We start from the raw sequence: 26,171 nt of genomic DNA on the forward strand, positions 1-26,171 counted from the left end.
CCCGCCCCTCCGCCATCGGAGCGGGCGAGGGGCGGCCGGGCTTGCGGGGCCGCTCGTGGGCGACGGTCCGCGGGGACTACTTGTCCGGGCGGACGACTCCGAGGATCTCCATCGAGCCCGCGCCCGCCAGTGTGACGTGGCGGCCGGGCCGGGGCGCGTGCACGATCATGCCGTCGCCGACGTACATCCCGACGTGGCTGGCGTCGTCGTGGTAGATGATCAGGTCGCCGGGGCGCATGTCCTGGATCTGGATGCGTGACAGCTGCCGCCACTGCTCCTGGGAGGTCCGGGGGATCGGCCGCTTCGCCGCGGCCCAGGCCTGCGAGGTCAGCCCCGAGCAGTCGTACGAGCCGGGACCTTCGGCGCCCCAGACATACGGCTTGCCGATCTGGGCGGTCGCGAAGGCCACCGCCTGCTTGCCGCTCGCGCTCGCCTCGCGGTTGATGTCCTGGAGTGCTCCGGAGGAGAGCCAGGCGCTCTGCGCGGTGGACGCCGCGTCCTTCTCCATCTGGAGGAGCCGGGCCAGCTCCGTCTTCTCCAGCTGCGATTCGAGCTTCTTCGCCGTCGCGATCTGCGCGTTGATGCTCTTCCTGGCCTTCGCCTGCTTGACGCGATTGGCTTCGAGCTTCGCCCAGTTGAGGCTGGCGTCCTTGGTGTACGTCTCCAAGTCCTCCTGGGCCTGTTCGAGTTCGACGAGCATCCCCTTGCTCGCCTGCTGGCCCTGCCTGAACTGGTTCACGCCGTCCAGGAAGAGGTCCGGGTCGCCGCTGAGCACCAGCTGCGCGCCCGGCGGGAGCCCGCCGTTGCGGTACTGCTCGCGGGCCTCGGCGCCCGCCCTGCTCTTCAGCTCGGCGATCCGTGCCTGTCCCTCGGCGATCGACTCGGCCAGCCGGACGATCTCGCCGGACTGCTTCTTCGTCTGCTCCTCGGCGAGGTTGTACGCGTCCGTGGCCGCCCCGGCCTTGCGGTAGAGCAGGTCGATCTCCTCGCGCACCTCGGCGAGGCTCTTCTTCCCGGGAGCGGAAGGAGAGGCGGGCGCGGCGGAGGTGGGGGAGGGCTCGGGAATCGGAGCGGCCATGGCCTGGACCGGCGCGGTCAGCAGGGCCAGTGCGCAGACCAGAGTGATCGCGGCACTGGCACAGTGGCGTCGGTTCACAAGCTCCCCCTCCGGGCGAAAGGCAATGAAAGCCGTATCGCGGACATGTGACTTACCGTCAGTAACTTTCAGGTGACGACGCGATCGTGCCATGCCGCCCCGTAAAACAACAGAGGCACGCGCCACCTGGCACATCACACAGGGGACGAACGGTGATCCGCCGGTGTTCCCGCTCCCGGGCCCGAAGTCCGGTCGACGTCCGGCGTTCAGCCGGCGTTCGAAAGCGCCGGCGCCCGAAGCGCGTGGGGGGCGGCCGAGCGGGCGCCCGAAGCGCGTGGGGGGCGGCCGAGCGGGCGGCAGATGCGCGTGGGGGGCGGCCGATGCGTGTCGAAGGCCGCCCGTCCGGTCCCGCTCAGTGCGCGGCCGGCCGCAGCGCGGACCACCGCACCGTGATCTCGCCCTGCCGCCACCGTCGTACGTCGTCCGTCAGCGGCCAGTCGGCGGACACCGCCCGCACCGTCGTGATCCAGCGCTGCCGCGCCCCCAGCGACGCGTAGGGGGAGGCCGCGGCCCACGCCCGGTCGAGGTCGCGCAGGAAGGCATGGACGGGCTCGCCCGGGACATTGCGGTGGATCAGGGCCTTGGGGAGGCGTTCCGCGAGGTCCGACGGACGCTCCAGCGAGCCGAGCCGGGTGGCGAAGGTGACCGTGCGCGGACCCTCGGGGCCGAGCGCCACCCAGACGTGCCGGCGCCCGATCTCGTCGCAGGTGCCCTCCACCAGAAGGCCTCCGGGGGCCAGTCGTGCGCACAGCCGCTGCCAGACCGCGGCGACCTCGGCCTCGTCGTACTGGCGCAGGACGTTCGCCGCCCGGATCAGGGAGGGGCGGCCGGCGAGCGGGATCTCGAACCCGCCGTGGACGAAGGTGAGGCCCTCGCGCTCGTACGGCTTCGCCGCGGCGACCCGGGCCGGGTCGATCTCGATGCCGACGACCTGTGTGCGCGGTTCGGCGGCCCGCAGTCGTTGCAGCAGCTCGACGGCGGTCCAGGGGGCCGCCCCGTACCCGAGGTCGACCGCGACGGGGGAGCCCGCACGCCGCAGGGCGGGGCCGTGGGTGGCGGCGATCCAGCGGTCCATGCGGCGCAGCCGGTTGGGGTTGGTGGTCCCGCGGGTCACGGTGCCGATGGGGCGCTGGTGCATGACAGCGAGCGTATGCGAAGCGCCGGAGGAGGCGATGCGCAGCGGGCGGGGGGCGGCCGGGGGCGTCCCGGCACGCCGAGGCGATCGCAATGATTTGGCAAAGTGGAAATGAAAGGCTGGGTTCCACTGTTTTTCCCCTTGCAAGGGGCCGTGTGTCCCTGACGCGTCGTGCCCGAGCGGAGGAGGAGCGGACCACGTGAGCCAGTACGTCTCTCGGCTCGGCAGCGGTCGTGTGGCACCCCGCATCCGCTTCCCGGGCGGTTTCGCGGGCGGTCACCGCAAGCCGCGCCGTGTCGCGATGCTCTCCGTGCACACCTCCCCCCTGCACCAGCCGGGCACCGGCGACGCGGGCGGTATGAACGTCTACATCGTGGAGCTGGCCAGGCGCCTCGCCGCGATCAACGTCGAGGTCGAGATCTTCACCCGGGCCACTACCGGCGCCCTGCCCCCCTCGGTCGAACTGGCGCCCGGTGTCCTGGTCCGCCATGTCGACGCGGGTCCGTACGAGGGCCTGGCCAAGGAGGAGCTGCCCGCCCAGCTCTGTGCCTTCACGCACGGCGTGATGCAGGCGTGGGCAGGCCAGCGCCCCGGCTACTACGACCTCGTCCACTCCCACTACTGGCTCTCCGGCCAGGTCGGCTGGCTCGCCGCCCAGCGGTGGGGCGTCCCCCTCGTCCACGCCATGCACACCATGGCGAAGGTCAAGAACGCCGCGCTCGCCGAGGGCGACACCCCCGAGCCCGCCGCCCGCGTCATCGGCGAGACGCAGATCGTGAACGCTTCCGACCGGCTCATCGCGAACACCGCGGAAGAGGCGGACGAGCTCGTCCGCTTCTACGACGCCAACCCGGCCGCGGTCGCCGTCGTCCACCCCGGCGTCAACCTGGAGCGCTTCCGTCCGGCCGACGGCCGGGCCGCCGCCCGGGCCCGCCTGGGACTGCCGCAGGACGCGCTGATCCCCCTCTTCGCCGGCCGCATCCAGCCGCTGAAGGCCCCCGACGTGCTGCTGCGTGCCGTCGCCGTCCTGCTGGAGCGCGACCCCTCGCTGCGCTCCCGCATCGTCGTACCGGTCGTCGGAGGCCCCAGCGGCAGCGGCCTCGCCAAGCCGGAGGGCCTGCAGAAACTGGCCGCGCGGCTGGGCATCGCCGACGTCGTGCGGTTCCACCCGCCGGTCGGGCAGGACCAGCTCGCCGACTGGTTCCGCGCCGCGTCCGTGCTGGTCATGCCGTCGTACAGCGAGTCCTTCGGGCTGGTCGCCATAGAGGCCCAGGCGTCCGGCACCCCGGTGGTCGCGGCGGCGGTGGGCGGCCTTCCCGTCGCGGTGCGCGACGGGGTCAGCGGCTTCCTGATCCCGGGGCACGACCCCGATGCGTACGCGCAGGCGCTGGGCCGGTTCGCGGACAGCCCGCAGCTGGCCGACCGGATGGGCGAGGCGGCCGCCGCGCACGCCCAGTCGTTCGGCTGGGACACGGCGGCCTCGGCCACCGCCGATGTGTACACGGCGGCGATGCACGACCACCGCCGCCGCGCCCGCTCGCACCACGGCTGAGGCCTTCGCGCCGTTGTGCCCGCTCGCACCGGGCTGAGGCCCTCGTGCCTCTGTCGTACGCTCGCACCATGGCTGACGTACCCGAGGAAGCAGCAGCGGCGCAGGTCATCGAGGCGACGCTGAACGACGCGGAGCTCGCATGGGAAAGCCCCGGACCCGGCAGTTACGTCGTGACGCTGCCCGGCACCCGGAAGCTGTCCACGACCTGTTCCCTGCGCGTCGGGAGGCACTCCCTCTCCCTCAACGCCTTCGTCATCCGTCACCCGGACGAGAACGACGCGGCCGTGCACCGCTGGCTGCTGGAGCACAACCTGCGCCTCTTCGGGGTCAGTTACGCGATCGACCCGCTCGGCGACATCTACCTCGTCGCCCGGCTGCCGCTCTCCGTGGTCACCCCCGAGGAGCTCGACCGGCTGCTGGGCGTGGTCCTCGAAACGGCGGACGGCGCCTTCAACCCCCTGCTCGAACTGGGCTTCGCGAGCGCGATCCGCAAGGAGTACGCCTGGCGGGTCGAGCGCGGCGAGTCCACCCGGAATCTGGACGCCTTCAGTCACCTGACCCGGCGCCCGGCCGACTGATCCCCGCCACGTCCTCCAGCGCCGCCACGAGCCGCGGCGCCACCTCCGTACGCGTCCACTCCAGCGCGTCCGCCGGCACGCCCCGGGGGACCGTCTCGGTGAGCATGATCAGATAGAGGTAGCTGCGGTAGAGGGCAAGCCGGAGCCGTACGGACGGGGTGAAGGCGACGGGGCCGCCCGCCGTGGACGCGTAACCGGCCAGGAAGTCCCGGTCCTCCTCCACGTCCCCGAACAGTGCCGTCGAGACGAAGTCCGCGACCGGATCGCCCCAGAACATCCGCTCACCGTCGATGATCCCGCCGATGGACCGGGCGCCGGGCTCCCCGGCCACCAGCAGATTGCCCTGCCACAGGTCGAAGTGGACCAGGGCGGGCCGGGTCACGTCGTCCAGTACGTACCCCGCGGAGTCGAGCAGCGCGCGGATCTCCCCGGCCGGACGCGGCAGTTGCGCGCCGTACGCCTCCGCGTCCGCGAGCACCGCACCGGTCATCGCGGTGAACGCCTCCCGCCAGGTCGGCGCCGGCGGCCCGAAGGGCCCGGCGGGATATCCGAAACCGGCCGGACCCGTCACGGTGTGGAGGCGGCCGACGAGTTCCCCGAGCTCCGTGCGCAGCCGCCGTCGCTCACCGTCCGTCAGCTCGTCCGCGAGGTCGTTCCACGGGCGCCCCGGACACGCGGTCATGACGACGTACGCCCCGGTCGGCGCCCCGGCGTCGAGTTCGCTGTGCACGACCTGCGGGACGGTGCCGCCGACCACGGCCGCCGCGGTCCCGTAGAAGGTGACCTCGTTGACCAGCAAACGCTGTTCGTAGCTCATCCCGGCACTGTGGAGGGGCGGGATCTTCACCACCCAGTCGCGGCCGTCCTCGAAGGTCACCCGGGTGACGGTGTTGTACGTGCCGCCGGTGAGCGGCTCGCAGGAGACGACCGTGCTTCCCGGGCCTGCGACGGCCTCGACCGCGCGGCGTACGGCTGTTGTCGCGTCGACGGTCACGGGCGGGTCTCCTCGGGTTCGGCCGCGGCGGCCCCACAGGGCCTTCACAGAGTGATCACAGCAGAGTCACGATCACATCCCGTGACCGGGTGGAGTGATCATCGGACAGGTGTCCGATCGTAGAGTGTGACGCACCGCAACCGTCCTCCCGTGGCCGCCGAAGTTCCGCGCCGGAAAAGGGCTGTTGATCCATCGGGCGCGAACCTTCCGGACGCGAACCCCAGACGTGAACTTCCAGACGTGAACCCTCAGACGGAGAGACGAACCATGCGCGCCACCGCCGTACGCCGTACCGCCCTTGCCGCTTCCGTAGCGGCCCTGGCCCTGCTGGCCACCGCCTGCGGCGGCTCGGACTCCACGGGCAAGGAGGAGGGCGCGAAGCCGGGAGCGAAGGACGACGCGAAGACCGCGGTCAAGGCGCTGACGTCGGCCGAGCTGGAGAAGGTGTCGCTGGAGCAGGGTGACGTCGCCGACCACAAGATCACGAAGACCGGCCCGGAGGACATCGCCGAGGCCGCCGATGTCGTCGTCGACAAGAAGGAGTGCGAGCCCATCGGTCACGCCTTCTACGGGGTGAAGCGCGGCACGCCGGTCGGGAACGCAGGGCGCAAGGCCGTCAGCGAGCCCAAGAAGCCCACCTCCGCCTCGAAGGACGCGCTCGCCGGCGCCCTCGACTTGACGTCCTCGCTGGTCACGCTCGCCTCCTACGAGGGCGACGGCGCCGCGAAGAGCATCGCCGAGCTCCGTGAGTCCGCGGCCAAGTGCGCCACCGGCGGCTTCACCCTGACCATGAAGGACTCGAAGCAGAAGGTCGTCAAGCTGACCGAGGAGAAGGTCACCGGCGGCGAGGAGGCCGTCGCGTGGACGGTGCTGACGGGTGAGGCGGACTCGCTCGTCCCGTTCAAGCTCGTGACACTGCGCCAGGGCGGCACGGTCGCCACCGTCTTCGCCTTCAACCTCAGCGCCTTCGGCGGGGAGGCCCCGGACTTCGACATGCCGGCCGAGGTCGTCGACGCGCAGGTCAAGAAGCTCGGCTGATTCCGGACTCCGCCCTCCGGGTCACGGCAGCGGTACGAGCCTGACCACGGTGACCGTCAGCACGGACCCGGAGACGTAGTAGAGGACGATGGCCCCGGACACGGTCGCCTCACGCCGGTCGCGTTCCCGCTTGACGGCGGTCGAGGCATGTCCGTACGGATCCCGGCCCAGGGTGCGCGCCATCTCGTCCCGGAAGGCGTAGCCGTCCCGCATCTTGGCCAGGGTGTCGTCGGCGGGCGGTGCGTAGGAGATACGGAAACTCAAGCGACGCTCCGCCTCTCGGCCTCGTCCTGCGCCAGCCGGTCCAGGATCTGCTCGGCCTCGGGATCGGGGACGGATTCGAGCATCCAGTGCCGCATCACGGCCTGGATCTCGTGCACACCCGCCTCGTTGATCGCGTGGTCGAACTCCTCGCGTCTTCCCTCGGGCAGCGCGGCACGGATCGCCGGGATGCTGTTGGGCACCTCGACCTCGGTGCCGCCGACGAAGGTCTTCAGAGACTCGCCCATGATCGCTCTCCCCGATCTCCTTGCTCTCTGTGCTTCGCCTGTCCGTTCCACGCCCCGCGCGCGTGGTGAACGGGCAGGCACGGGGGCCACGTTAGCGGGTGCCGCTCGAACCAGGACCGCACGTACGGACCGCACGCACGCACGACGCGTCCCCCGGCCGGAAGCGCTCGGAAGTCGCCGGAAATGTCCGGCCCGTGCGCATCCGGGAGGCGCTCAGGGCGCGTACGGACAGTCCCAGTTGTAGCGACCGACCGCCCGTGGACGCCGGCCACCCGGCCTCGTACGCTGCCGCTCATGACACCACCCGAGCCGGACACCGAGGCGCGACCGGAACGCCCGACTCTGCTGTGGGGCGTCTCCCTCGCCTCGTCAGGCGTCTTCCTGGTCACCTGGGCCCTGCTCTGGCTGAACGCGTACGCGATCAACGACGACCTGCCCAACACCTGCCAGAACGTGCGGAGGCAGAGCTTCCCACCGGAGGTGACGTGCGCTTCGGCCGGCGGCATGGTCACAGGCGGGAGCGCCGGGTGGCTGGAGGCACTGTTCTTCGCCTCGCTCGTGGTGACGGTGCTGACGACGACCATGGCGCTCGCGACAGCCATGGCCACCCGCAGGAGGTGACCGGACGGGCTATGCGCTGAGAGCTTCCACCAGGGAAGGGAAGAGATGCAGCCCGAAGACGGCCGCGGCCAGCAGGACGACGACCCAGCACGCAGACCAGCGACGACGGTCATGACCCAGGCACAACCCTGGGCCGGGTCGCCGCCGGCATCGTCTTCCCACCCCTGATCAAGCATCACGCCCCCACGGCAGGCTCCATTTCAGTGAGCGGCTGGGGGATTCCGGGCCTCACGTAGGCCGTGCGCTTGCCTTGCGCTCACCTTGAGGCCCGCAGGACGGTGGGAGGCCCGCAGGACGACGGGACTGCCCCGGGGAACAAATCAGCGGTTCGGAACCTCGTCGTCTTCTCGGCGCAGTTGCTCGGCCAGTCCGACGATGATGCCCTCGGGGCCGCGGACGTAACAGAGCAGATAGCTGTCCTCGAACCGGGCGATCTCGCCGAGGAGTTCGGCGCCGTGAGGGCGCAGGCGGGCAACGGTGTCCTCGATGTCGTCGACGGCGAACATGACGCGGTGCGTACCCGGAATGTTGTGCGGCCGGTTGCGCGGCCCGGCGCTGATCACCGCGGGGCTGCGGTACTTCGCCAGCTCCAGCCGACTGTGACCGTCCGGGGTCCGGACCATCGCGATGTCACAACGGACGCCGTCGAGTCCGGTGCACTGATCGGCGAAGAGGCCCTCGACCTGCGCCCTGCCCTCCAGTTCCATACCGAGTTCCACGAAGAACGCGAGGGCGGCATCAATGTCCTCGACGACGATGCCGACGTTGTCCATCCGCTGAACGGCCATGCTGGCTTCTCCTTCTTCCTCGTGCGGCCGGTGCCGGCTGCTGGTGGCCGCTGATGTCCCTGGGACGGAGCCGGTGACACGTTCTCGACATCCTCAGACCTCTGAACCCCGACGCCGGACCGACCGCCTGTGCTGAACGCGCAAGATCACCGGCTTGGCGGCAGCCGCCGTACCGATGCCCCCGAGGCCGTAGGAGGTGTGCGAGCCGGGATTATCGGTCAGCTGCTCATGGCACACCGACAGGTACACGCTCCTCGGGCGATGCTGCACGCGCACAGCAGAAGTCGGCGTGTTCTCCGAGCAGTGGTGCTCTCGGCCTGGACAGTGCTCACCGGGCAACTACATGCCGTGCCAGGGAGAAGCCCCGATCACACCGGCTGACCCGCGCCCCACCCCCGTCACATACAGGGCAACGATCTCCGCGACTCAAGGCAACATTGCCGCGCTGAGGTCCCACAGTGGGCCCAGGCCGTGAAAATGCCCCCGCACCGCGCCGTAAGCGCAGGTCGGGGGCATGATCACGAAGGCTACTTCTTCTTGCCCTGGTTCTTCACGGCCTCGATGGCGGCCTTCGCCGCCTCCGGGTCGAGGTACGTGCCGCCCGGCTTCAGCGGGCGGAAGTCGGCGTCCAGCTCGTACGCGAGCGGGATGCCGGTCGGGATGTTGAGGCCCGAAATGGCGTCGTCGGAAATGCCGTCCAGGTGCTTCACCAGGCCGCGCAGGCTGTTGCCGTGGGCGGCGACGAGGACGGTCTTGCCGTCGAGGAGATCGGGGACGATGCCGTCGTACCAGTACGGCAGCATGCGGTCGACGACGTCCTTGAGGCACTCCGTGCGCGGGCGCAGCTCCGTCGGGATGGAGGCGTAGCGCGGGTCGGCGCTCTGCGAGAACTTGGTGCCGTCCTCCAAGGCGGGCGGCGGGGTGTCGTACGAGCGGCGCCAGAGCATGAACTGCTCCTCGCCGAACTCGGCGAGGGTCTGTGCCTTGTCCTTGCCCTGGAGGGCGCCGTAGTGGCGCTCGTTCAGCCGCCAGGAGCGGTGGACGGGGATCCAGTGGCGGTCCGCCGCTTCCAGCCCGAGCTGGGCGGTGCGGATCGCGCGCTTCTGGAGGGAGGTGTGCACGACGTCGGGGAGCAGGCCGGCGTCCTTGAGCAGCTCACCGCCGCGGACCGCCTCCTTCTCGCCCTTGTCGGTGAGGTCTACGTCCACCCAACCGGTGAACAGGTTCTTCGCGTTCCATTCGCTCTCGCCGTGGCGGAGGAGGATCAGCTTGTACGGTGCGTCGGCCATGAGCCCGAGCGTAATCGAACCCGCGCGGCCTCCGCGCGCCCGGTCACAGGGCGGACAGGGGGCGTCCGGACAGCGGGTGCGGCGTGACGTTTGACGGTCGGCGTCAATCGAGTGGCGGTCGGGGATCCCGGATTCGTAATGTTCGGTCAGCTACCGGGCCACTTACAGGAGCCCGCATCCGTTCCGTACGTCCCCGGGGGGAAGCCCTATGTCCGTCGCCGGTCTCAGAAAGGCGGCACACGAGACGGTCGCCGGGCTCCCCAGGGAGTTCTGGTGGCTGTGGATCAGCACGCTGGTCAACCGTCTCGGCGGGTTCGTCGCCACGTTCATGGCGCTCTATCTGACCCTGGACCGGGGCTACTCGGCCTCGTACGCCGGTCTGGTCGTCGCTCTCCACGGGCTCGGCGGGGTCGTCTCGTCGCTGGGGGCCGGGGTGATGACGGACCGGCTGGGGCGTCGGCCCACCATGCTGATCGCGCAGCTCTCGACCGCCGTGTCCGTGGCCGTGCTCGGCTTCATGGTCCACCCGGGCGCGATCGCGGGTGTCGCCTTCGTGGTCGGCATGGCGAGCAACGCGTCCCGGCCGGCCGTGCAGGCGATGATGGCCGACATCGTCCGGCCCGAGGACCGGGTGCGGGCCTTCTCGCTCAACTACTGGGCCATCAACCTGGGCTTCGCCATCTCCTCGGCCGGAGCAGGCTTCATCGCCGAGTACAGCTACCTGGCCGGCTTCATGGGCGAAGCCGTGATGACGCTGGTCTGCGCCGTCGTCGTGTTCCTCAAGGTGCCGGAATCGCGGCCCGAGGAGGTGCCCCTGGCGGCAGGGGCCCGCGCCCCGGACGACGTACGGCTGGGCACCGTCCTGCGCGACGGGCGCTACATGGGAGTCGTCGGGCTGTCGTTCCTGGTGGCCCTGATCTTCCAGCAGGGGTACGTCGGGCTGCCGGTGGCCATGGGTGCGGACGGGCTCTCCAGCTCCGACTTCGGCACGGCCATCGCCGTCAACGGGGTGCTGATCGTCGCCCTGCAGATTCCCGTGACCCGCTTCATCCAGCACCGGGACCCGCGCCGCCTGCTGGTCATCTCGTCCGTGCTCGCCGGGTACGGATTCGGGCTGACCGCCTTCGCGGGCTCGGTCGGGGTGTACGCGCTGACGGTGTGCGTCTGGACCATCGCCGAGATCGTGAACGCGCCGACGCAGACGAGCATCGTCGTCCAGCTCTCCCCGGCGCACGGCCGGGGCCGCTACCAGGGCATGTACACGATGTCGTGGTCCGCGGCGGCACTCGTCGCCCCGCTGATGTCCGGCTTCGTGATCGACCACTACGGTGCCGACTGGCTGTGGGGCACCTGCGCGGTGCTGGGCACGGTGGCGGCGGTCGGCTACTGGCTGCTCATGCGGAACCTGCCGGATCCGGTGACCGCATCCCCGGCCGCGCCGCGGCCGGTCGCCGAGCAGACCGTCGCCGAGCAGGCCGTCACGGTGCGGAGTGTCGCCGAGCAGGCCGTCACGGTGCGGAGTGTCACCGAGCAGGCCGCCGTCGAGCCGACGGCCTGACGGGCCGGAGGCCGCGGAAGCCGATGGTGCCGTGCGGTGGACGGGTGTCGACCGCACGGCACCGTCGCGTGTCTCCGGTCAGCCGGAACATCCACCGCACTGGCACGGCGCGCCGGACTGGCAGCCGCACCCGCAGCCCGAGCCGCAGCCGCAGGCGCCGAGCACGGTCAGATGCACCACTTCGGTCGGGGTCTCCTGCTGGGGTTCGGTCATGGGGGAATCGGCCATGGTCCCTCCTCAGGGCGTACGACTCGACGGCGTACGACGCATGCGTACGACGGGGGCGTACGGAATCCGTGCCGCCCCTGCCCCCATTGCATGCCCAACCCGGCGGGCGCATCAACGGCGCACGCGTGATGGAACAGACGTGCTACCCCCGCGCGCCTACTGCGCCCCTACGCACCCTCCACCGGCGCCGCCGCCTGGATCTCGTCCGCGTGCTCGCCCGTCACCAGGTAGACGACGCGCTTGGCGACCGATACGGCGTGGTCGGCGAAGCGCTCGTAGTAGCGGCCGAGCAGCGTCACGTCGACGGCCGTCTCGATGCCGTGCTTCCAGCGGTCGTCCATCAGGTGCTGGAACAGCGTGCGGTGCAGCAGGTCCATCTCGTCGTCGTCCTGCTCCAGCTGGAGCGCCAGGTCGACGTCCTTCGTGATGATGACCTCGGCGGCCTTCGCCATCAGGCGCTGTGCGAGCTGCCCCATCTCCAGGATGGTGGCGTGCAGGTCGTGCGGCACCGCCGTCTGCGGGAAGCGCAGCCGTGCCAGCTTGGCGACGTGCTGGGCGAGATCGCCCGAGCGCTCCAGGTCGGCGCTCATCCGCAGCGAGGTGACCACGATCCGCAGATCGGTCGCGACCGGCTGCTGGCGGGCCAGCAGCGCGATGGCCCGCGCCTCCAGGTCGTGCTGCAGGTCGTCGACCTTCTGGTCCGCGGCGATCACACTCTCGGCGAGCTTGAGATCGGCGTCGAGCATGGACGTCGTGGCTCGTCCGATCGCCGATCCGACGAGCCTGGCCATCTCGACCAGGTCCTCGCCGATCGAATCGAGTTCCTCGTGATAAGCGTCGCGCATGGAAGTCCCTCTCCAGATCCTTACTGAGGCCGGGGTCTCTGGGCCGACCCCCACGCTCCCACGGTGGGGTGCCAACGCGTCGGGATCCGGCCCCCTAAATGAACCAGCACTATCCCCTCGGTGAACTCTGGGCGACGAGTGTTCGAGATGGCACCCGGATGGCTGGGAGAGTGTCGGCGCGCCCGCATAACCTTGAAGCATGGACGTGAACGCGGCAGTGGCCGCAGCTGCCGCGATTGCCGGGTTGTGCACCGGCGTGATCGCGATGCTGGCGTTCCGCTGGAGCGAACGCGAGCAGAAGCGCCCGACGCGTACGTCCATGCGGCCCGACAGCAATGCCCCCCTGCCTCCCGGGGTGGACACCGTCCTCTCCGTGCTCAGCTCGTCCGCCGTGGTCCTCGACGAGAGCGACAGCGTCGTCAAGGCCAGCTCCGCCGCGTATGCGCTGGGGCTGGTCAGGGGCGGACGGCTGTCGGTCGAGCCGATGCTCCACATGGCCAGGGACACCCGGCGTGACGGTGAGATACGCCAGGTGGAGCTGGATCTTCCACGGCGCGGTACGGGACGGGGCGAGGCGCTCGCCGTCTCGGCCCGGGTCGCCCCGCTGGGGTCGCGCCTGGTGCTGCTGCTCGTCGAGGACCTCACCGAGGCCCGCCGCATAGAGGCGGTGCGCCGCGACTTCGTGGCCAATGTCAGCCATGAGCTCAAGACCCCGACCGGTGCGCTCTCGCTCCTCTCCGAGGCCGTCATGGACGCGTCCGACGACCCGGAGGCGGTCGAGCGGTTCGCCGGACGCATGCAGATCGAGGCGACCCGCCTGACCAACCTCGTACAGGAGCTCATCGACCTCTCCCGGGTGCAGAACGACGACCCGCTGGAGGATGCCGAACCCGTACGGGTGGAGGAACTGGTCGCGGAGGCCATCGACCGGTGCCGGCAACAGGCCGGTTCCAAGCAGATCACCATGGCATCGGGCGGCACGGCGGACCTCTTCGTCTGGGGGAACCGCGGTCAGCTCGCTGCCGCTCTCGGCAATCTCGTGGAGAATGCCGTCAACTACAGCCCCGCCCGTACCCGCGTCGGCATCGCTGCCCGGCGGCTGGCCGCACCCGGCGGGGATCTGATCGAGATAGCCGTGACCGACCAGGGCCTCGGCATCTCCGAGAAGGACCGCGAGCGGGTCTTCGAGCGGTTCTACCGCGTCGACCCGGCCCGCTCACGGGCCACCGGTGGCACCGGTCTCGGCCTCGCCATCGTCAAGCACGTGGCCGCCTCGCACGGCGGGGAGGTCACTGTATGGAGCTCGGAGGGACAGGGCTCCACCTTCACCCTGCGACTGCCCGAATCGGGTGTCGTACGGGGGCGCACCACCGGCGGACCGCTCATCGTCAACGGCGCCGTTGACGACGAGGGGCCGTACGAGACCGATACTTTTGAACCATTTCCTGCCCCGGAGGCTCTTCCGTGACCCGAGTGCTTGTCGTCGAGGATGAGGAATCCTTCAGCGACGCCCTGTCCTACATGCTCCGCAAGGAAGGCTTCGAGGTGGCCATCGCGGCCACCGGCCCCGACGGCCTCGACGAGTTCGAACGCAACGGCGCCGACCTCGTGCTGCTCGACCTGATGCTGCCGGGCCTGCCCGGCACCGAGGTCTGCCGGCAGCTGCGGGTGCGGTCCAACGTACCGGTGATCATGGTCACCGCGAAGGACAGCGAGATCGACAAGGTCGTCGGCCTGGAGATAGGAGCCGACGACTACGTGACCAAGCCCTTCTCCTCGCGGGAGCTGGTGGCCCGCATCCGTGCGGTCCTGCGCCGTCGCGGCGAGCCGGAGGAGGTCACCCCGGCGGCCCTGGAGGCGGGTCCGGTCCGGATGGACGTCGACCGCCACGTCGTGACGGTCTCCGGCGGCAAGGTCGACCTCCCGCTGAAGGAGTTCGACCTGCTGGAGATGCTGCTGCGCAACGCGGGCCGCGTCCTGACCCGTATGCAGCTGATCGACCGGGTCTGGGGTGCGGACTACGTGGGGGACACGAAGACCCTCGACGTTCACGTCAAGCGTCTCCGCGCCAAGATCGAGCCCGACCCGGGTGCGCCGAGGTATCTGGTCACGGTGCGGGGCCTGGGCTACAAGTTCGAGCCGTAAACCGGCACCCGGCCACGCCGGCCGTAGAGCTGGTAACAGGAACCACGTCACAACAGGCACCACGCCACCGGCACCACGTCACAGGCGCCGTGCCACCGGACACGCGTGACCCGGCCCCTGGGGCCGGACCGTAGGATCCGGTGGCTTTGATACGGGCCGGCCGGTGGCGGTGACACGAGTTACTGCGAAGGGGCGCCTCCGGCCGGAGGCGCCCCTTCGCAGTACGGCGTGCGTCAGTGGGAGGCGGAAGCCCCGTCCGACGGCGTGGAGGTGTCGCCCTCCGCCTCGGACTCGGCGCCCGCTTCGGATCCGGTGCCCGCCCCGGACTCGGCGCCCGCTTCGGACTCCGCCGGGCTGCCCGACGGCTCGCCCGGCGTCTCGGAGGCGTCCTCCGAGGGTGTGGGCTCCGGCTCCGGCAGGGCGCTCGGGCCGAAGTCCTTGAAGAAGCCCGTCGCAGGAACGATCGAGGCGCCCAGCTGGACGTCGCCGGTCTCGCTGAACGCGAAGACGACGTTCTGTACGTTGCCGGCGCGCCCGGCCTGACGGCCGTTCTCGATCACGGCGGAGGCGTTGCCCTTGCCGCCCAGGACGACGCGTCCACCGGCCGGGATCACGACCGGTCCCTTGCCCTCGGCGGCCTGCAGCTTCACCGTGGCGTTGGTGCCCGGCAGCGTGACGGCCTCCAGGATCTCCTGCTTCGGGCCGGCGTTGAACAGCGTGGCGGCGACGACGGCGGGGCCCTCGGCGTCCTGCTCCGGCTGGATGATGACGTTCGCGTTCTGGATCTTGATCTGGTCGACAGCGGTGGCCGCGTTGTCCGGCCTGACCTGGAGCGTCTCTGCGTTGTTGCCCGCACCGCACGCGGAGAGCGAGGCGATCGAGAACACGAGGGCAGTGACGGCGAGGGCACCGTGTCGAAGGCTGCGGCTCACGGCGGCGGCAACTCCTTGAACGATCGGACTGCGGACTTCGGACTCTGCGGACAGGAAGGCCGAGCGACGTAAAGCCGCCCTAAGTGCGTGTCAGCGGACTCAGGTTACCGAGCCACCGTCCAGGGCCCGCACCCGACCCGCCCCTACGGGCGCCGGACCTGACAGGCGGTCCGATCGCGTCGATTCGCACCGCGTTCACAAAACGCGAGTGATCGGCGCGCGAGCAGTACGCCGATCGGTACGCGAGCAGTACGCGATCGGCGTGTGATCAATTCTCCCGGAGGTGGCGCATTCCTTGCGCATAATCCACCCGACGGTCGACCGTTGATCAATTTCAATGGCCATCGAGACTAAGGTCCGTACGGGTGATCGATGTCCGAACGGAGTACGGAAAGTTCAGATCTGTAATCCGGCAAAACGGGACGTTCAGCCCCTTCTGAGTGGGTTCCGGTCCGTGTGGCGCGTGTGTTTCAGCTCGACCGCACGCCCACTCCGACCTGCGAATATCCGCTTCCGGAGGCCTTCCGCAGCACGTTCGTGTTGCTGTTGTCAAGCCCCGAGATATGCCCTGACCTGCGAAAACGCCATTCAGGAGAAGCCGTTCTCGTGTTACTCTGGATAGCCACGGAAGGGGTACCTGTCACATGACGTTCAAGGTTGGCGACACCGTGGTCTATCCCCATCACGGGGCCGCGCTGATCGAGGCTATCGAAACTCGCCAGATCAAAGGCGTGGACAAGACCTACTTGGTGCTCAAGGTCGCCCAGGGCGACTTGACGGTTCGTGTACCGGCGGACAATGCGGAGTTCGTCGGTGTGCGTGACGTAGTCGGGCAGGAAGGGCTGGACCGGGTCTTCGAGGTGCTGCGCGCGCCGTACGCCGAAGAGCCGACGAACTGGTCCCGACGCTACAAGGCAAATCTCGAGAAGCTCGCCTCCGGCGATGTCATCAAGGTCGCCGAAGTGGTGCGTGACCTGTGGCGTCGCGAGCGCGAGCGTGGACTCTCCGCAGGTGAGAAGCGCATGCTCGCCAAGGCCCGCCAGATCCTGGTGAGCGAACTCGCCCTCGCGGAGAACACGAACGAGGACAAGGCCGAGGCCCTGCTCGACGAGGTCCTCGCGTCCTGACGATGACGCCGGTACCCGGATAGCTCCGGAATCCGGATCACGCCGGTCGTAAGAATGTGCTGCGGTGCCCGCTGACCAACCGTCTTCCACGGTGAGTCGCCGGGCGCTGCGGCATGTTCGGATCCCCGCCACGGCGTCCATGGCCCGACGGGAACATGGACCACGGGAGTCCTGCGGGAAACCGACGGGATCCGGCCGGATCCCGTCGGATCCGTGTCCGGTGCCAGCCCCCTCGCAAGCTCAACCAAGCCCTCGCTGCGGCCTGCCCGACCAGGGGTCACGGAAGGGGTCCCGGTCAGGTCGAGGCGTCGCGCCCGGCTCGCTGGGGCCATACCCATGTCGGCCGTGGAAACAAACATGCCGAAGCTTCGGAGTGCAACCGATGTCACCGATGTCCCCGTCGCCTGCTGAACCGCGCCCTTTCCGCACCGCGGTGGTGATCCCAGCGGCCGGCCGCGGTGTCCGGCTCGGCCCCGGAACACCCAAGGCGCTGCGCTCGCTCGGCGGGACCCCCATGCTGATCCACGCCGTACGGGCGATGGCCGCGTCCCGCGCCGTCACCCTCGTCGTCGTGGTGGCACCCCCGGACGGCGCGGCCGAGGTCAAGAACCTCGTCGCCGACCACTCCCTGCCCGAGCGCACCGACTACCTCGTGGTGCCCGGCGGCGCGACACGCCAGGAGTCCGTGAAGCTCGGCCTCGACGCCCTGCCCGAGGGCATCTCGGTCGTGCTCGTCCACGACGCGGCCCGCCCTCTGGTGCCCGTCGACACCGTGGACGCGGTCATCGAGGCGGTACGGGACGGTGCGCCCGCCGTCGTCCCCGCACTGCCGCTCGCCGACACCGTCAAGGAAGTCGAACCCGGCACGCCGGGCGAGCCCGAACCCGTCCTGTCGACCCCGGTACGGGCCAGGCTGCGTGCCGTCCAGACCCCGCAGGGCTTCGACCGGGACACGCTCGTCAAGGCGCACGGGGCCGTGGCCGTCGACGGTGAGGGCGCGACCGACGACGCGGGCATGGTGGAACGCCTCGGCGTGCCCGTCGTGGTCGTCCCCGGACACGAAGAGGCCTTCAAGGTGACACGGCCGCTGGACCTGGTCCTGGCCGAAGCCGTTCTCGCACGCCGGAGGGCGAACGATGGATTCTGAGCACACGCCGCAGCGGGCCCCGGCCCCCCTGATCCCGCTCGTCGGCATCGGGACGGACATCCACGCCTTCGAGGAGGGCCGCGAGCTCTGGTGCGCAGGGCTGCTGTGGGAGGGCGAGGGTCCCGGCCTGGCAGGCCACTCCGACGCCGACGTGGTGGCGCACGCCGCGTGCAACGCCCTGTTCTCGGCCGCCGGACTCGGCGACCTGGGCCAGCACTTCGGCACGGGCCGCCCCGAGTGGTCCGGCGCCTCCGGGGTCACCCTGCTCACCGAGGCCGCCCGGATCGTGCGCGCGGAGGGCTTCGGGATCGGCAACGTGGCCGTCCAGGTCGTCGGCCTGCGCCCGAAGATCGGCAAGCGGCGCGACGAGGCCCAGAAGGTGCTGTCGGACGCGGTGGGCGCCCCCGTCTCACTGTCCGCCGCCACCTCCGACGGTCTGGGGTTCACCGGCCGGGGCGAGGGCATCGCCGGCATCGCGACCGCGCTGGTCTACCGCACCACCGACTGACCTCAGAACCTCCCTGCGAGAGCACCCCCCGGGCCGCCCACCTGGCCCGACACCACCCCCACCCTCTTATTGCACATCACTTGCACGTACGCTGATGCGGCAAGTGATGTGCCGTACGGGGCCCCTGGGGCCGGGAGTGAGGGCGAGCGTCAGTGGTGAGCGTGACCGCGGGGGCGACGAGGGTGCCGGACGCGCCGGCCCTCACCGACGGGTATGTCCTGCGGACCGCCACGGCGCAGGACCTCGGCGGCGCGCGGGCGGTCATGCTGGACACCGTCTACCGCGACCTGGGCTCCGGCTACGTACCGCGCTGGCACGCCGACATCATCGATCCGGAGAGCGCCTACCTGCGGCCCGAGCGCTGCACGCTGCTGGTCGTGCGGCACGGTGACGAGACCGTCGCGACGGGAGCGGTGCGGGACCGGGGTCCGCAGGCGCCGCCCAATCCGCGGTGGGTCGCCGACCGCTTCCCCTCCGGTACGACCGCCCAGCTGTGCCGGATCTACGTACGCCCCGAACACCGGCGGCACGGGCTGGCCCGGTGGCTGGTGCGGGAGCTCGGCGCCTTCGCCGCCGCGGCGGGCGGCTACACCTCGCTCTACCTCCACACCGATCCGGCCGTGCCGGGCGCCGAGCCGTTCTGGCGGTCGATGGCGCACGAGGTCTGCGACGAGCGGAACCTGCCCGGCGGCGGTCAGGGCATCATCCACTTCGAACTGCCGATGCCCGTGCCGGTCTCCGCGTGAACCCCCCTCTCTTTCAAATGATAATCGTTTCCATATAGGGTCTCCGTCATGCCTATGTTCCGAAGCCGCCGTTCACCCGTGCCGGTGATCGCCACAGCCCTCCTGCTCCCTCTCGCCGCCTGTTCGGGCGGTGGCGGCGAGGCCTCCGAGGGCGGCGGCCGGCTCCGGGTCGTCATGGCCTTCCCGCCCGCCCAGGCCATGTCCCCGTACGGCGACGACGCGGTCACCCTCAGCCGCCTCGCCGTGATCGAGGGCCTCACCACCCTCGACAGGAACGGCACCCCCCGGCCCGCGCTCGCCGCGTCCTGGAAGCGGGACAACGCCACCACCTGGACGTTCACCCTCCGCGACGCGGACTTCCAGGACGGCACGACGGTCGACGCCGACGCAGTGGTGCGCTCCCTCACCGCCGCAGGGAAGGCCTCCCCGCTGCCCCGGGCCCTGTCCGACGTCACCCTGCGGGCGACGGCCACGGACGCGGACACCGTACGGATCGTCACCGAGGACGCCGACCCGCTGCTTCCGCAGAGGCTGGCCAGCCCCTCCCTCACGATCCTGTCCGCCGGCGCCTACCAGGGCGGCAAGGTGAACCCCGCCGGGCACGCCACCGGCCCCTTCACCCTGACCGGCGTCAAGGGCGCCGTCGCCGCCACGCTGGAGCGCAACACCGGCTACTGGGGCGACAAGGCGAAGTCGCCGGGCGTCGACGTCACCTTCGTCGCCGACGGGACCGCCCGCGCCAACGCCCTGCGAACGGACGCCGTGGACGTCGCCGAATACGTACCGATCTCGCAGGCGTCGCTGCTCGGCGACGGATTCGTCCACGAGTTCCCCTCGGCCCGGACCAACGGACTCTCGCTCAACACCCGGCACGGTGTCTTCGCCGACCCGGCCATGCGCGCAGCCGCCCGCGAGGCGATCGACTCCAAGGCCCTCGTCGACGGCGTCTACGAAGGCCGGGCCGACACCGCGCAGGGGCTCCTCGGCCCCGGTGTCCCCTGGGCGGCGAAGGACCGCACCGCCCCCACGAGCCGGGCGAAGGCCGCCGGACAGGACGAGGTGGCGAAGACGAAGGAGATCGTGCTCGCCACCTACACCAACCGGCCCGAGCTCCCCGAGGTCGCCACGATCGTCCAACAGCAGCTCGAGAAGCGCGGCTTCACCGTCAAGCAGGTCGTCCGCGACTACGCGCAACTGGAGGCCGACGCGCTCGCCGGTAGGTACGACGCGTTCATCCAGGCCCGCAACACACTGCTGGACACCGCCGACCCCGTCTCCTACCTCGCCTCCGACTTCACCTGCGACGGCACTTTCAACATCTCCCAGCTCTGCGACCCGCGCGTCGACGCCGCCGTCACCGAAGCCGCCTCCCTCGCTGGCACCGAGGAGCGCCACCGGGCCGAGACGACCGCCGAGGCCGCGGTGCTCGGCGCCGACGCCCTCGTGCCGCTCGTCCACGAGCGCTTCGTCCAGGGCTACGACGACGCCCGCGTCGAAGGCGTCGCCCTCGACCCGATGGAGCGCACCCTCATCACCGCCGACACCCGCATCGGCTGACCGGGTGCGGTACCTGGGACCGCGGCTGGCCACTCTCCTGGCCGTCGTCGCCGTCATCGGCCTGCTGCCCCGGCTCACCCGGACCGACCCCGCCCTCACGATTCTGCACGCCCGCTACGCGGACCGGCCGCCGACGCCCGCGGTCCTCGACGCCATTCGCGCCGAGACGGGGCTCGACGGCGGCCCGCTGCACCTGCTCGGTTCCTGGGCGGGCGGACTGTTGCGGGGCGACCTGGGGGAGTCCTGGGTCTCCGGGCAGCCCGTGGGCCCCGATGTGACGTCCGCGCTCGGCGTCTCGCTGACCCTGATGGGCGTCTCCCTCGCCGTCGCCCTGCTCCTCGCCCTCACCCTCGCCGCCCCGACACTCCGGCGAGGAGCCCGCCGCACACTCGCCACCACCCGCGCCGGTGCCGGGGCCGCCGTCCTCGCCGCCCTGCCGGAATTCCTGCTGGCCGCCGTCCTGGCCACCGTCCTCGCCGTACAGCTGGGCTGGTTCCCCGCCCTCGGCTGGGGGCGCGCCGAACAACTCGTCCTGCCCGCCCTCGCCATGGGCGTCCCGGCCGGCGCCCTGCTCGGACGGCTCCTGGACGACGCACTGCCCGCCGCCTTCGCCGAACCCTGGGCACGCGCCGCCACCGCCGGCGGCATACCGCCGCGCCGCATCGCGGCCCACGCCCTGCGCCGTACGCTCCCCACCCTGCTGCCCCAACTCGGACTGGTCGTCGTCGGCCTCACCGGCGGTGCCGTCGCCGTCGAGACGCTCCACGCCATCCCCGGCCTCGGCGGCACCGCACTCGCCGCGGCCCTCGCCCAGGACCTGCCCGTCCTCCAGGCCTGCGTCCTGCTGCTGCTCCTGCTGGGACTCGCGGCCGGACTCGCGGCCCGGCTCGGCTCCCGTGCCCTCCTCGGCCCCGCCCGCACCGCCCGGGCCCTGCCCGCGCTCACCGCCCCACCCCTGCCCGTACGGCGGATCGTCACCGTCACCGCCGTCGCACTTGCCGCACTCCTGGTCACGGTCACCGTCGCGGGCCTGCTGCGCGACCCGCTGTCCGTCGACGCCGCCGCCCGCCTCGCCTCCCCCTCGGCCGCCCACCCCCTGGGCACCGACTCGCTGGGCCGCGACATCCTCGCCCGGCTGGGCCACGGCGCCGCCCGGACCGTGCTCACCGCCCTCGCGGTCGGCGCCGTCACCCTGCTGCTGGGCCTGATCGCCGGACTCCTCCGCGCCGGAGCCCTGACCGAGACCGCCAACGCCCTGCCCGCGGTCCTGGCCGGCCTCGTCGTCGCCGGTGTCGCGGGCCCCGGCCCCTGGGGCGCGGCCGTCGCCGTCGCCGCCGTCGCCTGGGCCCCCCTCGCCGCGCACACCGCCGCGCTGTACGCACAGGAGAAGGCCGCCCCGCACCTCGCCGCCGCCGTGGCCCTCGGCGCCGGACGCGGCCACCTGCTGCGCCGCCACCTCCTGCCGGGCGTCGTACCGCCCGTCGTCCGGCACGCCGTCCTGCGCGTCCCCGCCATCGCGCTGGCCCTCGCCTCCCTCGGCTTCCTCGGCCTCGGAACACAGCCCCCGGCACCGGAATGGGGTCGCATGCTCTCGGAGAACATGGCGTATGCCGAACGGGCCCCCTGGGCAGTCCTCGCCCCCGCCGCAGCCCTCGCCGCCCTCGGCGCACTCGCGGTGCTCACCTCGGCGGCCGTACGCGGCGGGCGGAAGCGATGACCACGCACCCGGAACGCGTCCGGACCGGCAAGGCCCGCCTCACGCCCTACCTCCGGCTCCTCACCGTCACCCAGTTCGCCTTCAACATCGGCTTCTACGCCGTCCTGCCCTACCTCGCCGCCCACCTCGGCGACGGACTCGGCATGGCCGGCTGGCTCGTCGGCCTCGTCCTCGGACTGCGCACCTTCAGCCAACAGGGCCTCTTCGTCGTCGGCGGCGCCCTCACCGACCGCTACGGCCCCCGGCCCGTCGTCCTCACCGGATGCGTCCTGCGCATCGCCGGATTCTGCTGGCTCGCCCTGGCCGGCTCCACCGCCACCGTCATCGGCGCCGTCTTCCTCATCGGCTTCGCCGCCGCACTCTTCTCACCCGCCGTCGAGTCCGAGACCGCCCGGGCAGCCGTCGCACACGAGACCGAAACCGGCACCCCGCGCGCCCAGGTCCTCGCCGTGTTCTTCGCCTCCGGACAGGCCGGAGCCTTCCTCGGCCCCCTGCTCGGCACCCTCCTCCTGCTCCTGGGCGGCGGATTCACGGCCGCCTGCATCGCCGGAGCTCTCGTCTTCGTCGGCGTACTGGCCGGGCACGCCCGCCTCATGCCGCACCGGCCCCGCACCACCACCCGCAGGCCGGAACACGGCCGTTTCCCCCGGGACGTCTTCGCCGACCGCCCCTTCCTCCTGCTGTGCCTCGCCTACAGCACCTATCTCGTCTCCTACAACCAGCTCTACCTCGCCCTGCCCGTCGAGGTGGAACACGCCACCGGTTCGCAGAGCGCGATCGGCGGACTCTTCGCGCTCTCCTCCCTCCTCGTCGTGGGCGTCCAGCTGCCCCTCACCCGCTGGTCGGCCCGCCGCATGGCACCCCGCACCGCACTCGTCACCGGACTCGCCGTCGTCGCGGCCGGACTCGCCGCCGTACCCCTCACACCCGGCGGACCCGCCGGTCTGCTCCCCGCGGCGACCCTCGTCGTCCTGCTCACCGTCGGCCAGATGCTGCTGATCCCCGCCGCCCGGGGACTCGTGCCCGACCTCGTCGACGACCACCGGCTCGGCCTCGCCACCGGAGCCCTCTCCTCGGTCTCCGGCCTCGCCGTCCTCGCGGGCAGCGCCGCCACGGGCGCACTCCTCGACACCCCGGGACCCGTCCTGTGGACAACTCTCGCCGCAGTGCCCCTCGCCGGTGCCGCACTTGCCCTGACCCTGCCCCACGGCGGGCGCGCACCGGCGCCCGGGGACACCGTCACCGATTAGTTGTGACACGTTTTCCACAGGGGGCGCTGGGCACTGGTGCGGGCCCACTACCCTTGAGGGGTGACTATTCGCCTGCATGACACCAACGCCCGGCAGATCCGTGACTTCGTCCCGCTCACAGCGGGCTGTGTCTCGATCTACCTCTGTGGCGCGACTGTCCAGGCCGCCCCCCACATCGGGCACATCAGGTCCGGACTGAACTTCGACATCATGCGCCGCTGGTTCGAATACCGCGGTTACGACGTGACGTTCATTCGGAATGTCACCGACATCGACGACAAGATCATCAAGAAGTCCGCCGAGCGGAACCGCCCCTGGTGGTCCATCGGCTACGAGAACGAGCGCGCGTTCAACGACGGCTACGACGCCCTGGGCTGCCTCCCGCCCACGTACGAACCGCGCGCCACCGGCCACATCACCGAGATGGTCGAGATGATGCGCGGCCTCATCGAGCGCGGCCACGCCTACGAGGCCGACGGCAACGTCTACTTCGACGTGCGCTCGTACGAGGGATATCTGGAGCTCTCCAACCAGGACCTCGACGACCTGCGGCAGCCCTCCGGCGACAACGAGACCGGCAAGCGGGACAAGCGCGACTTCGCCATGTGGAAGGCCGCCAAGCCCGGCGAGCCCAGTTGGGAGACCCCCTGGGGCCGCGGCCGTCCCGGGTGGCACCTGGAGTGCTCCGCGATGGCGCACAAGTACCTCGGCAGCGCCTTCGACATCCACGGCGGCGGCATCGACCTCATCTTCCCGCACCACGAGAACGAGATCGCCCAGGCCAAGGCCTTCGGCGACGACTTCGCGAAGTACTGGGTGCACAACGGCTGGGTCACCCTCGCCGGCGAGAAGATGTCGAAGTCCCTCGGCAATTCGGTGCTGGTCAGCGAGATGGTCAAGCAGTGGCGCCCCATCGTCCTGCGCTACTACCTCGGCACCCCGCACTACCGCTCCATGATCGAGTACAGCGGGGAAGCACTGCGCGAGGCCGAGTCCGCGTTCGCACGCATCGAGGGCTTCGTCCAGCGCGTCATCGAGAAGGCGGGCGGCGAGGTCGCCCCCGCCGCCGAGGTGCCGCCCGCGTTCGCCGAGGCGATGGACGACGACCTCGGCGTCCCCCAGGCACTCGCCGTCGTCCACACCACCGTCCGGCAGGGCAACTCCGCCCTCGCCGCCGACGACAAGGAAACCGCCGTCGCACGCCTCGCCGAGGTGCGCGCCATGCTCGGCGTCCTCGGCCTGGACCCCCTCGACGCCCACTGGGCGGGCGAGACCGACCGCGGCGAGGACCTGCACGGCGTCGTCGACACCCTCGTACGGCTCGTCCTGGACCAGCGCCAGTCGGCACGCGAGCGCAAGGACTGGACCGCCGCCGACGCCATCCGCGACCAGCTCAACCAGTCGGGCCTCGTCGTCGAGGACAGCCCCGGCGGACCCCGGTGGACCCTCGGCCCGCGCTGAGCGGACACCCTCAGCAACCCCCTAGCACCCGCGTGAGCAGCGCAAATGTGCCGCCCGGCCGTCCGGGCGGCACACTTTCACTTGAGACACGTTTTTCTGAAGCAACGAAACAGGTAGGTCATGGCCGGGAACAGCCAGCGCAGGAACCGCCGCACGTCCAACAAGAAGGGCATGCAGGTCGGCAGCGGCGGTAACCGACGCCGTGGTCTCGAAGGCAAGGGACCGACGCCGCCCGCCTCCGCCCGCAAGGGACACAAGAAGAACCGGGTGGCGAGCGCCCAGGCCAAGCAGGCCGCGGCCCGCCGCCCCGCCCCGCGCCGCGGTGGCGCCAAGGGCACGTCGGAGATGGTCGTCGGCCGCAACCCGGTCTTCGAGGCGCTGCGCGACGGCGTCCCCGCGACCACCCTCTACGTCCAGCAGTACATCGACAACGACGAGCGGGTCCGCGAGGCCCTCCAGCTCGCCGGTGAGCGCGGGAACATCCACCTCATGGAGGCCCCGCGCCCCGAGCTCGACCGGATGACGAACGGCCTGAACCACCAGGGCCTCGTCCTCCAGGTCCCGCCGTACGAGTACGCGCACCCGGAGGACCTCACCGCCGCCGCGTACGACAACAACGAGGACCCGCTGATCGTCGCCCTCGACGGCGTCACCGACCCGCGGAACCTCGGCGCCATCGTCCGCTCCGTCTCCGCCTTCGGCGGCCACGGCGTGGTCGTACCCGAGCGCCGCGCGGCCGGCATGACCGCCGGAGCCTGGAAGTCCTCCGCCGGCACCGCCGCCCGCACCCCCGTCTCCCGCGTCACCAACCTGACCCGGGCGCTCGAGGGTTACCAGAAGGCGGGCATCACCGTCGTCGGCCTCGCCGCCGACGGCGAACACACCGTCGAGGACCTCGAAGCCCTCGCCGGCCCCGTCGTCATCGTCATCGGCAGCGAGGGCAAAGGCCTCGGCCGCCTCGTCGGCGAGACCTGCGACTACCGGGTCCGCATCTCCATGCCCGGTGGCGCCGAATCCCTGAACGCCGGAGTCGCCGCGGGCATCGTCCTGTACGAGGTGGCCCGCCGCCGCGCCTGACCGAGCGAGGTGGCCCGCCGCCGCGCCTGACCCGGGCCGGGGGATTTTCCCCCGCGCCTGATCGATCCGCCACGGCCGGCCCGGGAGTACAGCCCCCGGGCCGGCCGGCGTACGCGGCCCGTCCACACACCACGGCCCCCGACGGCGCACCCGATCCGGTGCCTATCCGCGGGGAACCGCAGGCCGTCCCAGACTATTGACGGGTCTCGGACA

Annotated in this window: 26 protein-coding genes; 16 read left to right on the forward strand and 10 right to left on the reverse strand. The window is 71.1% G+C overall.

From position 1 onward, the window contains the following. Nucleotides 1-76: 76 nt before the first annotated feature. Both OG524_RS20265 and OG524_RS20270 read right to left on the reverse strand, forming a co-directional pair. Nucleotides 77-1,156: a C40 family peptidase gene (locus OG524_RS20265; protein WP_405389443.1), complete on the reverse strand. Its 1,080-nt coding sequence runs from the start codon at nucleotides 1,154-1,156 to the stop codon at nucleotides 77-79. A gap of 352 nt (nucleotides 1,157-1,508) precedes the next feature. After that, nucleotides 1,509-2,294: a class I SAM-dependent methyltransferase gene (locus OG524_RS20270; protein WP_405389441.1), complete on the reverse strand. Its 786-nt coding sequence runs from the start codon at nucleotides 2,292-2,294 to the stop codon at nucleotides 1,509-1,511. Between the two features lie 196 nt (nucleotides 2,295-2,490). On the opposite strand from OG524_RS20270, the gene mshA reads away from it, so the two are divergent. Together mshA and OG524_RS20280 are read left to right on the forward strand one after the other, a co-directional pair. Further along, nucleotides 2,491-3,843 (forward strand): D-inositol-3-phosphate glycosyltransferase, encoded by a 1,353-nt coding sequence (gene mshA, locus OG524_RS20275; protein ID WP_405811420.1) that lies wholly within the window; start codon nucleotides 2,491-2,493, stop codon nucleotides 3,841-3,843. Nucleotides 3,844-3,911: 68 nt separating this feature from the next. Further along, nucleotides 3,912-4,421: a YbjN domain-containing protein gene (locus OG524_RS20280; protein WP_405389439.1), complete on the forward strand. Its 510-nt coding sequence runs from the start codon at nucleotides 3,912-3,914 to the stop codon at nucleotides 4,419-4,421. Here OG524_RS20280 and OG524_RS20285 read toward each other — a convergent pair. Next, nucleotides 4,390-5,415, reverse strand: coding sequence for a phosphotransferase family protein (locus tag OG524_RS20285; RefSeq protein ID WP_405811422.1), 1,026 nt, complete (start codon nucleotides 5,413-5,415; stop codon nucleotides 4,390-4,392). The genes OG524_RS20280 and OG524_RS20285 overlap by 32 nt on opposite strands. A gap of 267 nt (nucleotides 5,416-5,682) precedes the next feature. Here OG524_RS20285 and OG524_RS20290 point away from each other — a divergent pair, with 267 nt between their 5' ends. Further along, nucleotides 5,683-6,453, forward strand: a complete 771-nt coding sequence (locus OG524_RS20290) for a hypothetical protein (RefSeq protein WP_405389436.1) — start codon at nucleotides 5,683-5,685, stop codon at nucleotides 6,451-6,453. Between the two features lie 21 nt (nucleotides 6,454-6,474). Here the strand turns inward: OG524_RS20290 and OG524_RS20295 are convergent, their stop codons facing one another. Together OG524_RS20295 and OG524_RS20300 are read right to left on the reverse strand one after the other, a co-directional pair. Next, nucleotides 6,475-6,717: a hypothetical protein gene (locus OG524_RS20295; protein ID WP_384499532.1), complete on the reverse strand. Its 243-nt coding sequence runs from the start codon at nucleotides 6,715-6,717 to the stop codon at nucleotides 6,475-6,477. After that, nucleotides 6,714-6,962, reverse strand: a complete 249-nt coding sequence (locus tag OG524_RS20300) for a hypothetical protein (RefSeq protein WP_361899439.1) — start codon at nucleotides 6,960-6,962, stop codon at nucleotides 6,714-6,716. The genes OG524_RS20295 and OG524_RS20300 overlap by 4 nt, the downstream gene beginning before the upstream one ends. A 294-nt stretch (nucleotides 6,963-7,256) precedes the next feature. Between OG524_RS20300 and OG524_RS20305 the strand changes: the two genes are divergently transcribed. Further along, on the forward strand, nucleotides 7,257-7,583 hold the full coding sequence (locus OG524_RS20305; protein WP_405389435.1) for a hypothetical protein: 327 nt from the start codon (nucleotides 7,257-7,259) through the stop codon (nucleotides 7,581-7,583). Nucleotides 7,584-7,903: 320 nt separating this feature from the next. Here OG524_RS20305 and OG524_RS20310 read toward each other — a convergent pair whose 3' ends face one another. Together OG524_RS20310 and OG524_RS20315 are read right to left on the reverse strand one after the other, a co-directional pair. Continuing rightward, the gene (locus OG524_RS20310; RefSeq protein WP_405389434.1) at nucleotides 7,904-8,371 is read right to left on the reverse strand and encodes a VOC family protein; all 468 of its coding nucleotides are present in this window, start codon (nucleotides 8,369-8,371) and stop codon (nucleotides 7,904-7,906) included. A gap of 527 nt (nucleotides 8,372-8,898) precedes the next feature. After that, complete coding sequence (locus tag OG524_RS20315) at nucleotides 8,899-9,660, reverse strand: phosphoglyceromutase (RefSeq protein WP_405811426.1); 762 nt, start codon at nucleotides 9,658-9,660, stop codon at nucleotides 8,899-8,901. Between the two features lie 208 nt (nucleotides 9,661-9,868). Here OG524_RS20315 and OG524_RS20320 point away from each other — a divergent pair, with 208 nt between their 5' ends. Beyond that, complete coding sequence (locus tag OG524_RS20320; protein WP_405389432.1) at nucleotides 9,869-11,218, forward strand: MDR family MFS transporter; 1,350 nt, start codon at nucleotides 9,869-9,871, stop codon at nucleotides 11,216-11,218. Between the two features lie 78 nt (nucleotides 11,219-11,296). Here the strand turns inward: OG524_RS20320 and OG524_RS20325 are convergent, their stop codons facing one another. Further along, nucleotides 11,297-11,446, reverse strand: a complete 150-nt coding sequence (locus OG524_RS20325; RefSeq protein ID WP_164494140.1) for a hypothetical protein — start codon at nucleotides 11,444-11,446, stop codon at nucleotides 11,297-11,299. A 167-nt stretch (nucleotides 11,447-11,613) separates the two neighbouring features. Continuing rightward, entirely contained in the window at nucleotides 11,614-12,291 is a 678-nt protein-coding gene (gene phoU / locus OG524_RS20330; protein WP_384499564.1) for a phosphate signaling complex protein PhoU, read from the reverse strand. A 199-nt stretch (nucleotides 12,292-12,490) separates the two neighbouring features. On the opposite strand from phoU, the gene OG524_RS20335 reads away from it, so the two are divergent. Next, a complete protein-coding gene (locus OG524_RS20335; RefSeq protein WP_405389431.1) occupies nucleotides 12,491-13,759 on the forward strand; it encodes a sensor histidine kinase in 1,269 nt (422 codons plus the stop codon). Continuing rightward, nucleotides 13,756-14,436 carry a response regulator transcription factor gene (locus tag OG524_RS20340; RefSeq protein WP_014047499.1) on the forward strand — a complete coding sequence of 227 codons (681 nt, stop codon included), beginning with the start codon at nucleotides 13,756-13,758 and terminating at the stop codon, nucleotides 14,434-14,436. Before OG524_RS20335 ends, OG524_RS20340 begins: the two co-directional genes overlap by 4 nt. 233 nt (nucleotides 14,437-14,669) lie before the next feature. On the opposite strand, the gene OG524_RS20345 is transcribed toward OG524_RS20340, so the two are convergent. Further along, complete coding sequence (locus OG524_RS20345; protein ID WP_405389430.1) at nucleotides 14,670-15,368, reverse strand: DUF461 domain-containing protein; 699 nt, start codon at nucleotides 15,366-15,368, stop codon at nucleotides 14,670-14,672. A gap of 644 nt (nucleotides 15,369-16,012) precedes the next feature. On the opposite strand from OG524_RS20345, the gene OG524_RS20350 reads away from it, so the two are divergent. From OG524_RS20350 to rlmB, 9 genes are all read left to right on the forward strand, one after another. Beyond that, on the forward strand, nucleotides 16,013-16,495 hold the full coding sequence (locus tag OG524_RS20350; RefSeq protein ID WP_006380568.1) for a CarD family transcriptional regulator: 483 nt from the start codon (nucleotides 16,013-16,015) through the stop codon (nucleotides 16,493-16,495). Nucleotides 16,496-16,877: 382 nt separating this feature from the next. After that, nucleotides 16,878-17,642 (forward strand): 2-C-methyl-D-erythritol 4-phosphate cytidylyltransferase, encoded by a 765-nt coding sequence (gene ispD / locus OG524_RS20355; RefSeq protein ID WP_405389428.1) that lies wholly within the window; start codon nucleotides 16,878-16,880, stop codon nucleotides 17,640-17,642. After that, nucleotides 17,632-18,150 carry a 2-C-methyl-D-erythritol 2,4-cyclodiphosphate synthase gene (gene ispF, locus OG524_RS20360; protein ID WP_405811430.1) on the forward strand — a complete coding sequence of 173 codons (519 nt, stop codon included), beginning with the start codon at nucleotides 17,632-17,634 and terminating at the stop codon, nucleotides 18,148-18,150. Before ispD ends, ispF begins: the two co-directional genes overlap by 11 nt. 152 nt (nucleotides 18,151-18,302) lie before the next feature. Next, on the forward strand, nucleotides 18,303-18,896 hold the full coding sequence (locus tag OG524_RS20365) for a GNAT family N-acetyltransferase (RefSeq protein ID WP_405389426.1): 594 nt from the start codon (nucleotides 18,303-18,305) through the stop codon (nucleotides 18,894-18,896). A 48-nt stretch (nucleotides 18,897-18,944) separates the two neighbouring features. Beyond that, the gene (locus tag OG524_RS20370) at nucleotides 18,945-20,453 is read left to right on the forward strand and encodes an ABC transporter substrate-binding protein (RefSeq protein WP_405811432.1); all 1,509 of its coding nucleotides are present in this window, start codon (nucleotides 18,945-18,947) and stop codon (nucleotides 20,451-20,453) included. 4 nt (nucleotides 20,454-20,457) lie between these two features. Further along, nucleotides 20,458-22,170, forward strand: a complete 1,713-nt coding sequence (locus OG524_RS20375) for an ABC transporter permease subunit (RefSeq protein ID WP_405811434.1) — start codon at nucleotides 20,458-20,460, stop codon at nucleotides 22,168-22,170. Beyond that, a complete protein-coding gene (locus tag OG524_RS20380; protein WP_405389423.1) occupies nucleotides 22,167-23,420 on the forward strand; it encodes an MFS transporter in 1,254 nt (417 codons plus the stop codon). The genes OG524_RS20375 and OG524_RS20380 overlap by 4 nt, the downstream gene beginning before the upstream one ends. A 60-nt stretch (nucleotides 23,421-23,480) precedes the next feature. Beyond that, nucleotides 23,481-24,881 (forward strand): cysteine--tRNA ligase, encoded by a 1,401-nt coding sequence (gene cysS / locus OG524_RS20385; RefSeq protein ID WP_405389421.1) that lies wholly within the window; start codon nucleotides 23,481-23,483, stop codon nucleotides 24,879-24,881. Nucleotides 24,882-25,001: 120 nt separating this feature from the next. After that, the gene (gene rlmB / locus OG524_RS20390; RefSeq protein WP_405389420.1) at nucleotides 25,002-25,958 is read left to right on the forward strand and encodes a 23S rRNA (guanosine(2251)-2'-O)-methyltransferase RlmB; all 957 of its coding nucleotides are present in this window, start codon (nucleotides 25,002-25,004) and stop codon (nucleotides 25,956-25,958) included. Nucleotides 25,959-26,171 lie beyond the last annotated feature (213 nt).

Source organism: Streptomyces sp. NBC_01520 (assembly GCF_045040375.1).
Classification (GTDB): Bacteria; Actinomycetota; Actinomycetes; order Streptomycetales; family Streptomycetaceae; genus Streptomyces.

What these genes read in the sequence shown, in the direction of transcription:
- OG524_RS20270 (WP_405389441.1), bottom strand. Translation starts at nt 2,294, where the DNA reads ATGCACCAGCGCCCCATCGGCACCGTGACCCGCGGGACCACCAACCCC.
- OG524_RS20280 (WP_405389439.1), top strand. Translation starts at nt 3,912, where the DNA reads ATGGCTGACGTACCCGAGGAAGCAGCAGCGGCGCAGGTCATCGAGGCG.
- OG524_RS20290 (WP_405389436.1), top strand. Translation starts at nt 5,683, where the DNA reads ATGCGCGCCACCGCCGTACGCCGTACCGCCCTTGCCGCTTCCGTAGCG.
- OG524_RS20300 (WP_361899439.1), bottom strand. Translation starts at nt 6,962, where the DNA reads ATGGGCGAGTCTCTGAAGACCTTCGTCGGCGGCACCGAGGTCGAGGTG.
- OG524_RS20305 (WP_405389435.1), top strand. Translation starts at nt 7,257, where the DNA reads ATGACACCACCCGAGCCGGACACCGAGGCGCGACCGGAACGCCCGACT.
- OG524_RS20310 (WP_405389434.1), bottom strand. Translation starts at nt 8,371, where the DNA reads ATGGCCGTTCAGCGGATGGACAACGTCGGCATCGTCGTCGAGGACATT.
- OG524_RS20315 (WP_405811426.1), bottom strand. Translation starts at nt 9,660, where the DNA reads ATGGCCGACGCACCGTACAAGCTGATCCTCCTCCGCCACGGCGAGAGC.
- OG524_RS20320 (WP_405389432.1), top strand. Translation starts at nt 9,869, where the DNA reads ATGTCCGTCGCCGGTCTCAGAAAGGCGGCACACGAGACGGTCGCCGGG.
- OG524_RS20325 (WP_164494140.1), bottom strand. Translation starts at nt 11,446, where the DNA reads ATGGCCGATTCCCCCATGACCGAACCCCAGCAGGAGACCCCGACCGAA.
- phoU (WP_384499564.1), bottom strand. Translation starts at nt 12,291, where the DNA reads ATGCGCGACGCTTATCACGAGGAACTCGATTCGATCGGCGAGGACCTG.
- OG524_RS20335 (WP_405389431.1), top strand. Translation starts at nt 12,491, where the DNA reads ATGGACGTGAACGCGGCAGTGGCCGCAGCTGCCGCGATTGCCGGGTTG.
- OG524_RS20350 (WP_006380568.1), top strand. Translation starts at nt 16,013, where the DNA reads ATGACGTTCAAGGTTGGCGACACCGTGGTCTATCCCCATCACGGGGCC.
- ispD (WP_405389428.1), top strand. Translation starts at nt 16,878, where the DNA reads ATGTCACCGATGTCCCCGTCGCCTGCTGAACCGCGCCCTTTCCGCACC.
- ispF (WP_405811430.1), top strand. Translation starts at nt 17,632, where the DNA reads ATGGATTCTGAGCACACGCCGCAGCGGGCCCCGGCCCCCCTGATCCCG.
- OG524_RS20370 (WP_405811432.1), top strand. Translation starts at nt 18,945, where the DNA reads ATGCCTATGTTCCGAAGCCGCCGTTCACCCGTGCCGGTGATCGCCACA.
- OG524_RS20380 (WP_405389423.1), top strand. Translation starts at nt 22,167, where the DNA reads ATGACCACGCACCCGGAACGCGTCCGGACCGGCAAGGCCCGCCTCACG.
- rlmB (WP_405389420.1), top strand. Translation starts at nt 25,002, where the DNA reads ATGGCCGGGAACAGCCAGCGCAGGAACCGCCGCACGTCCAACAAGAAG.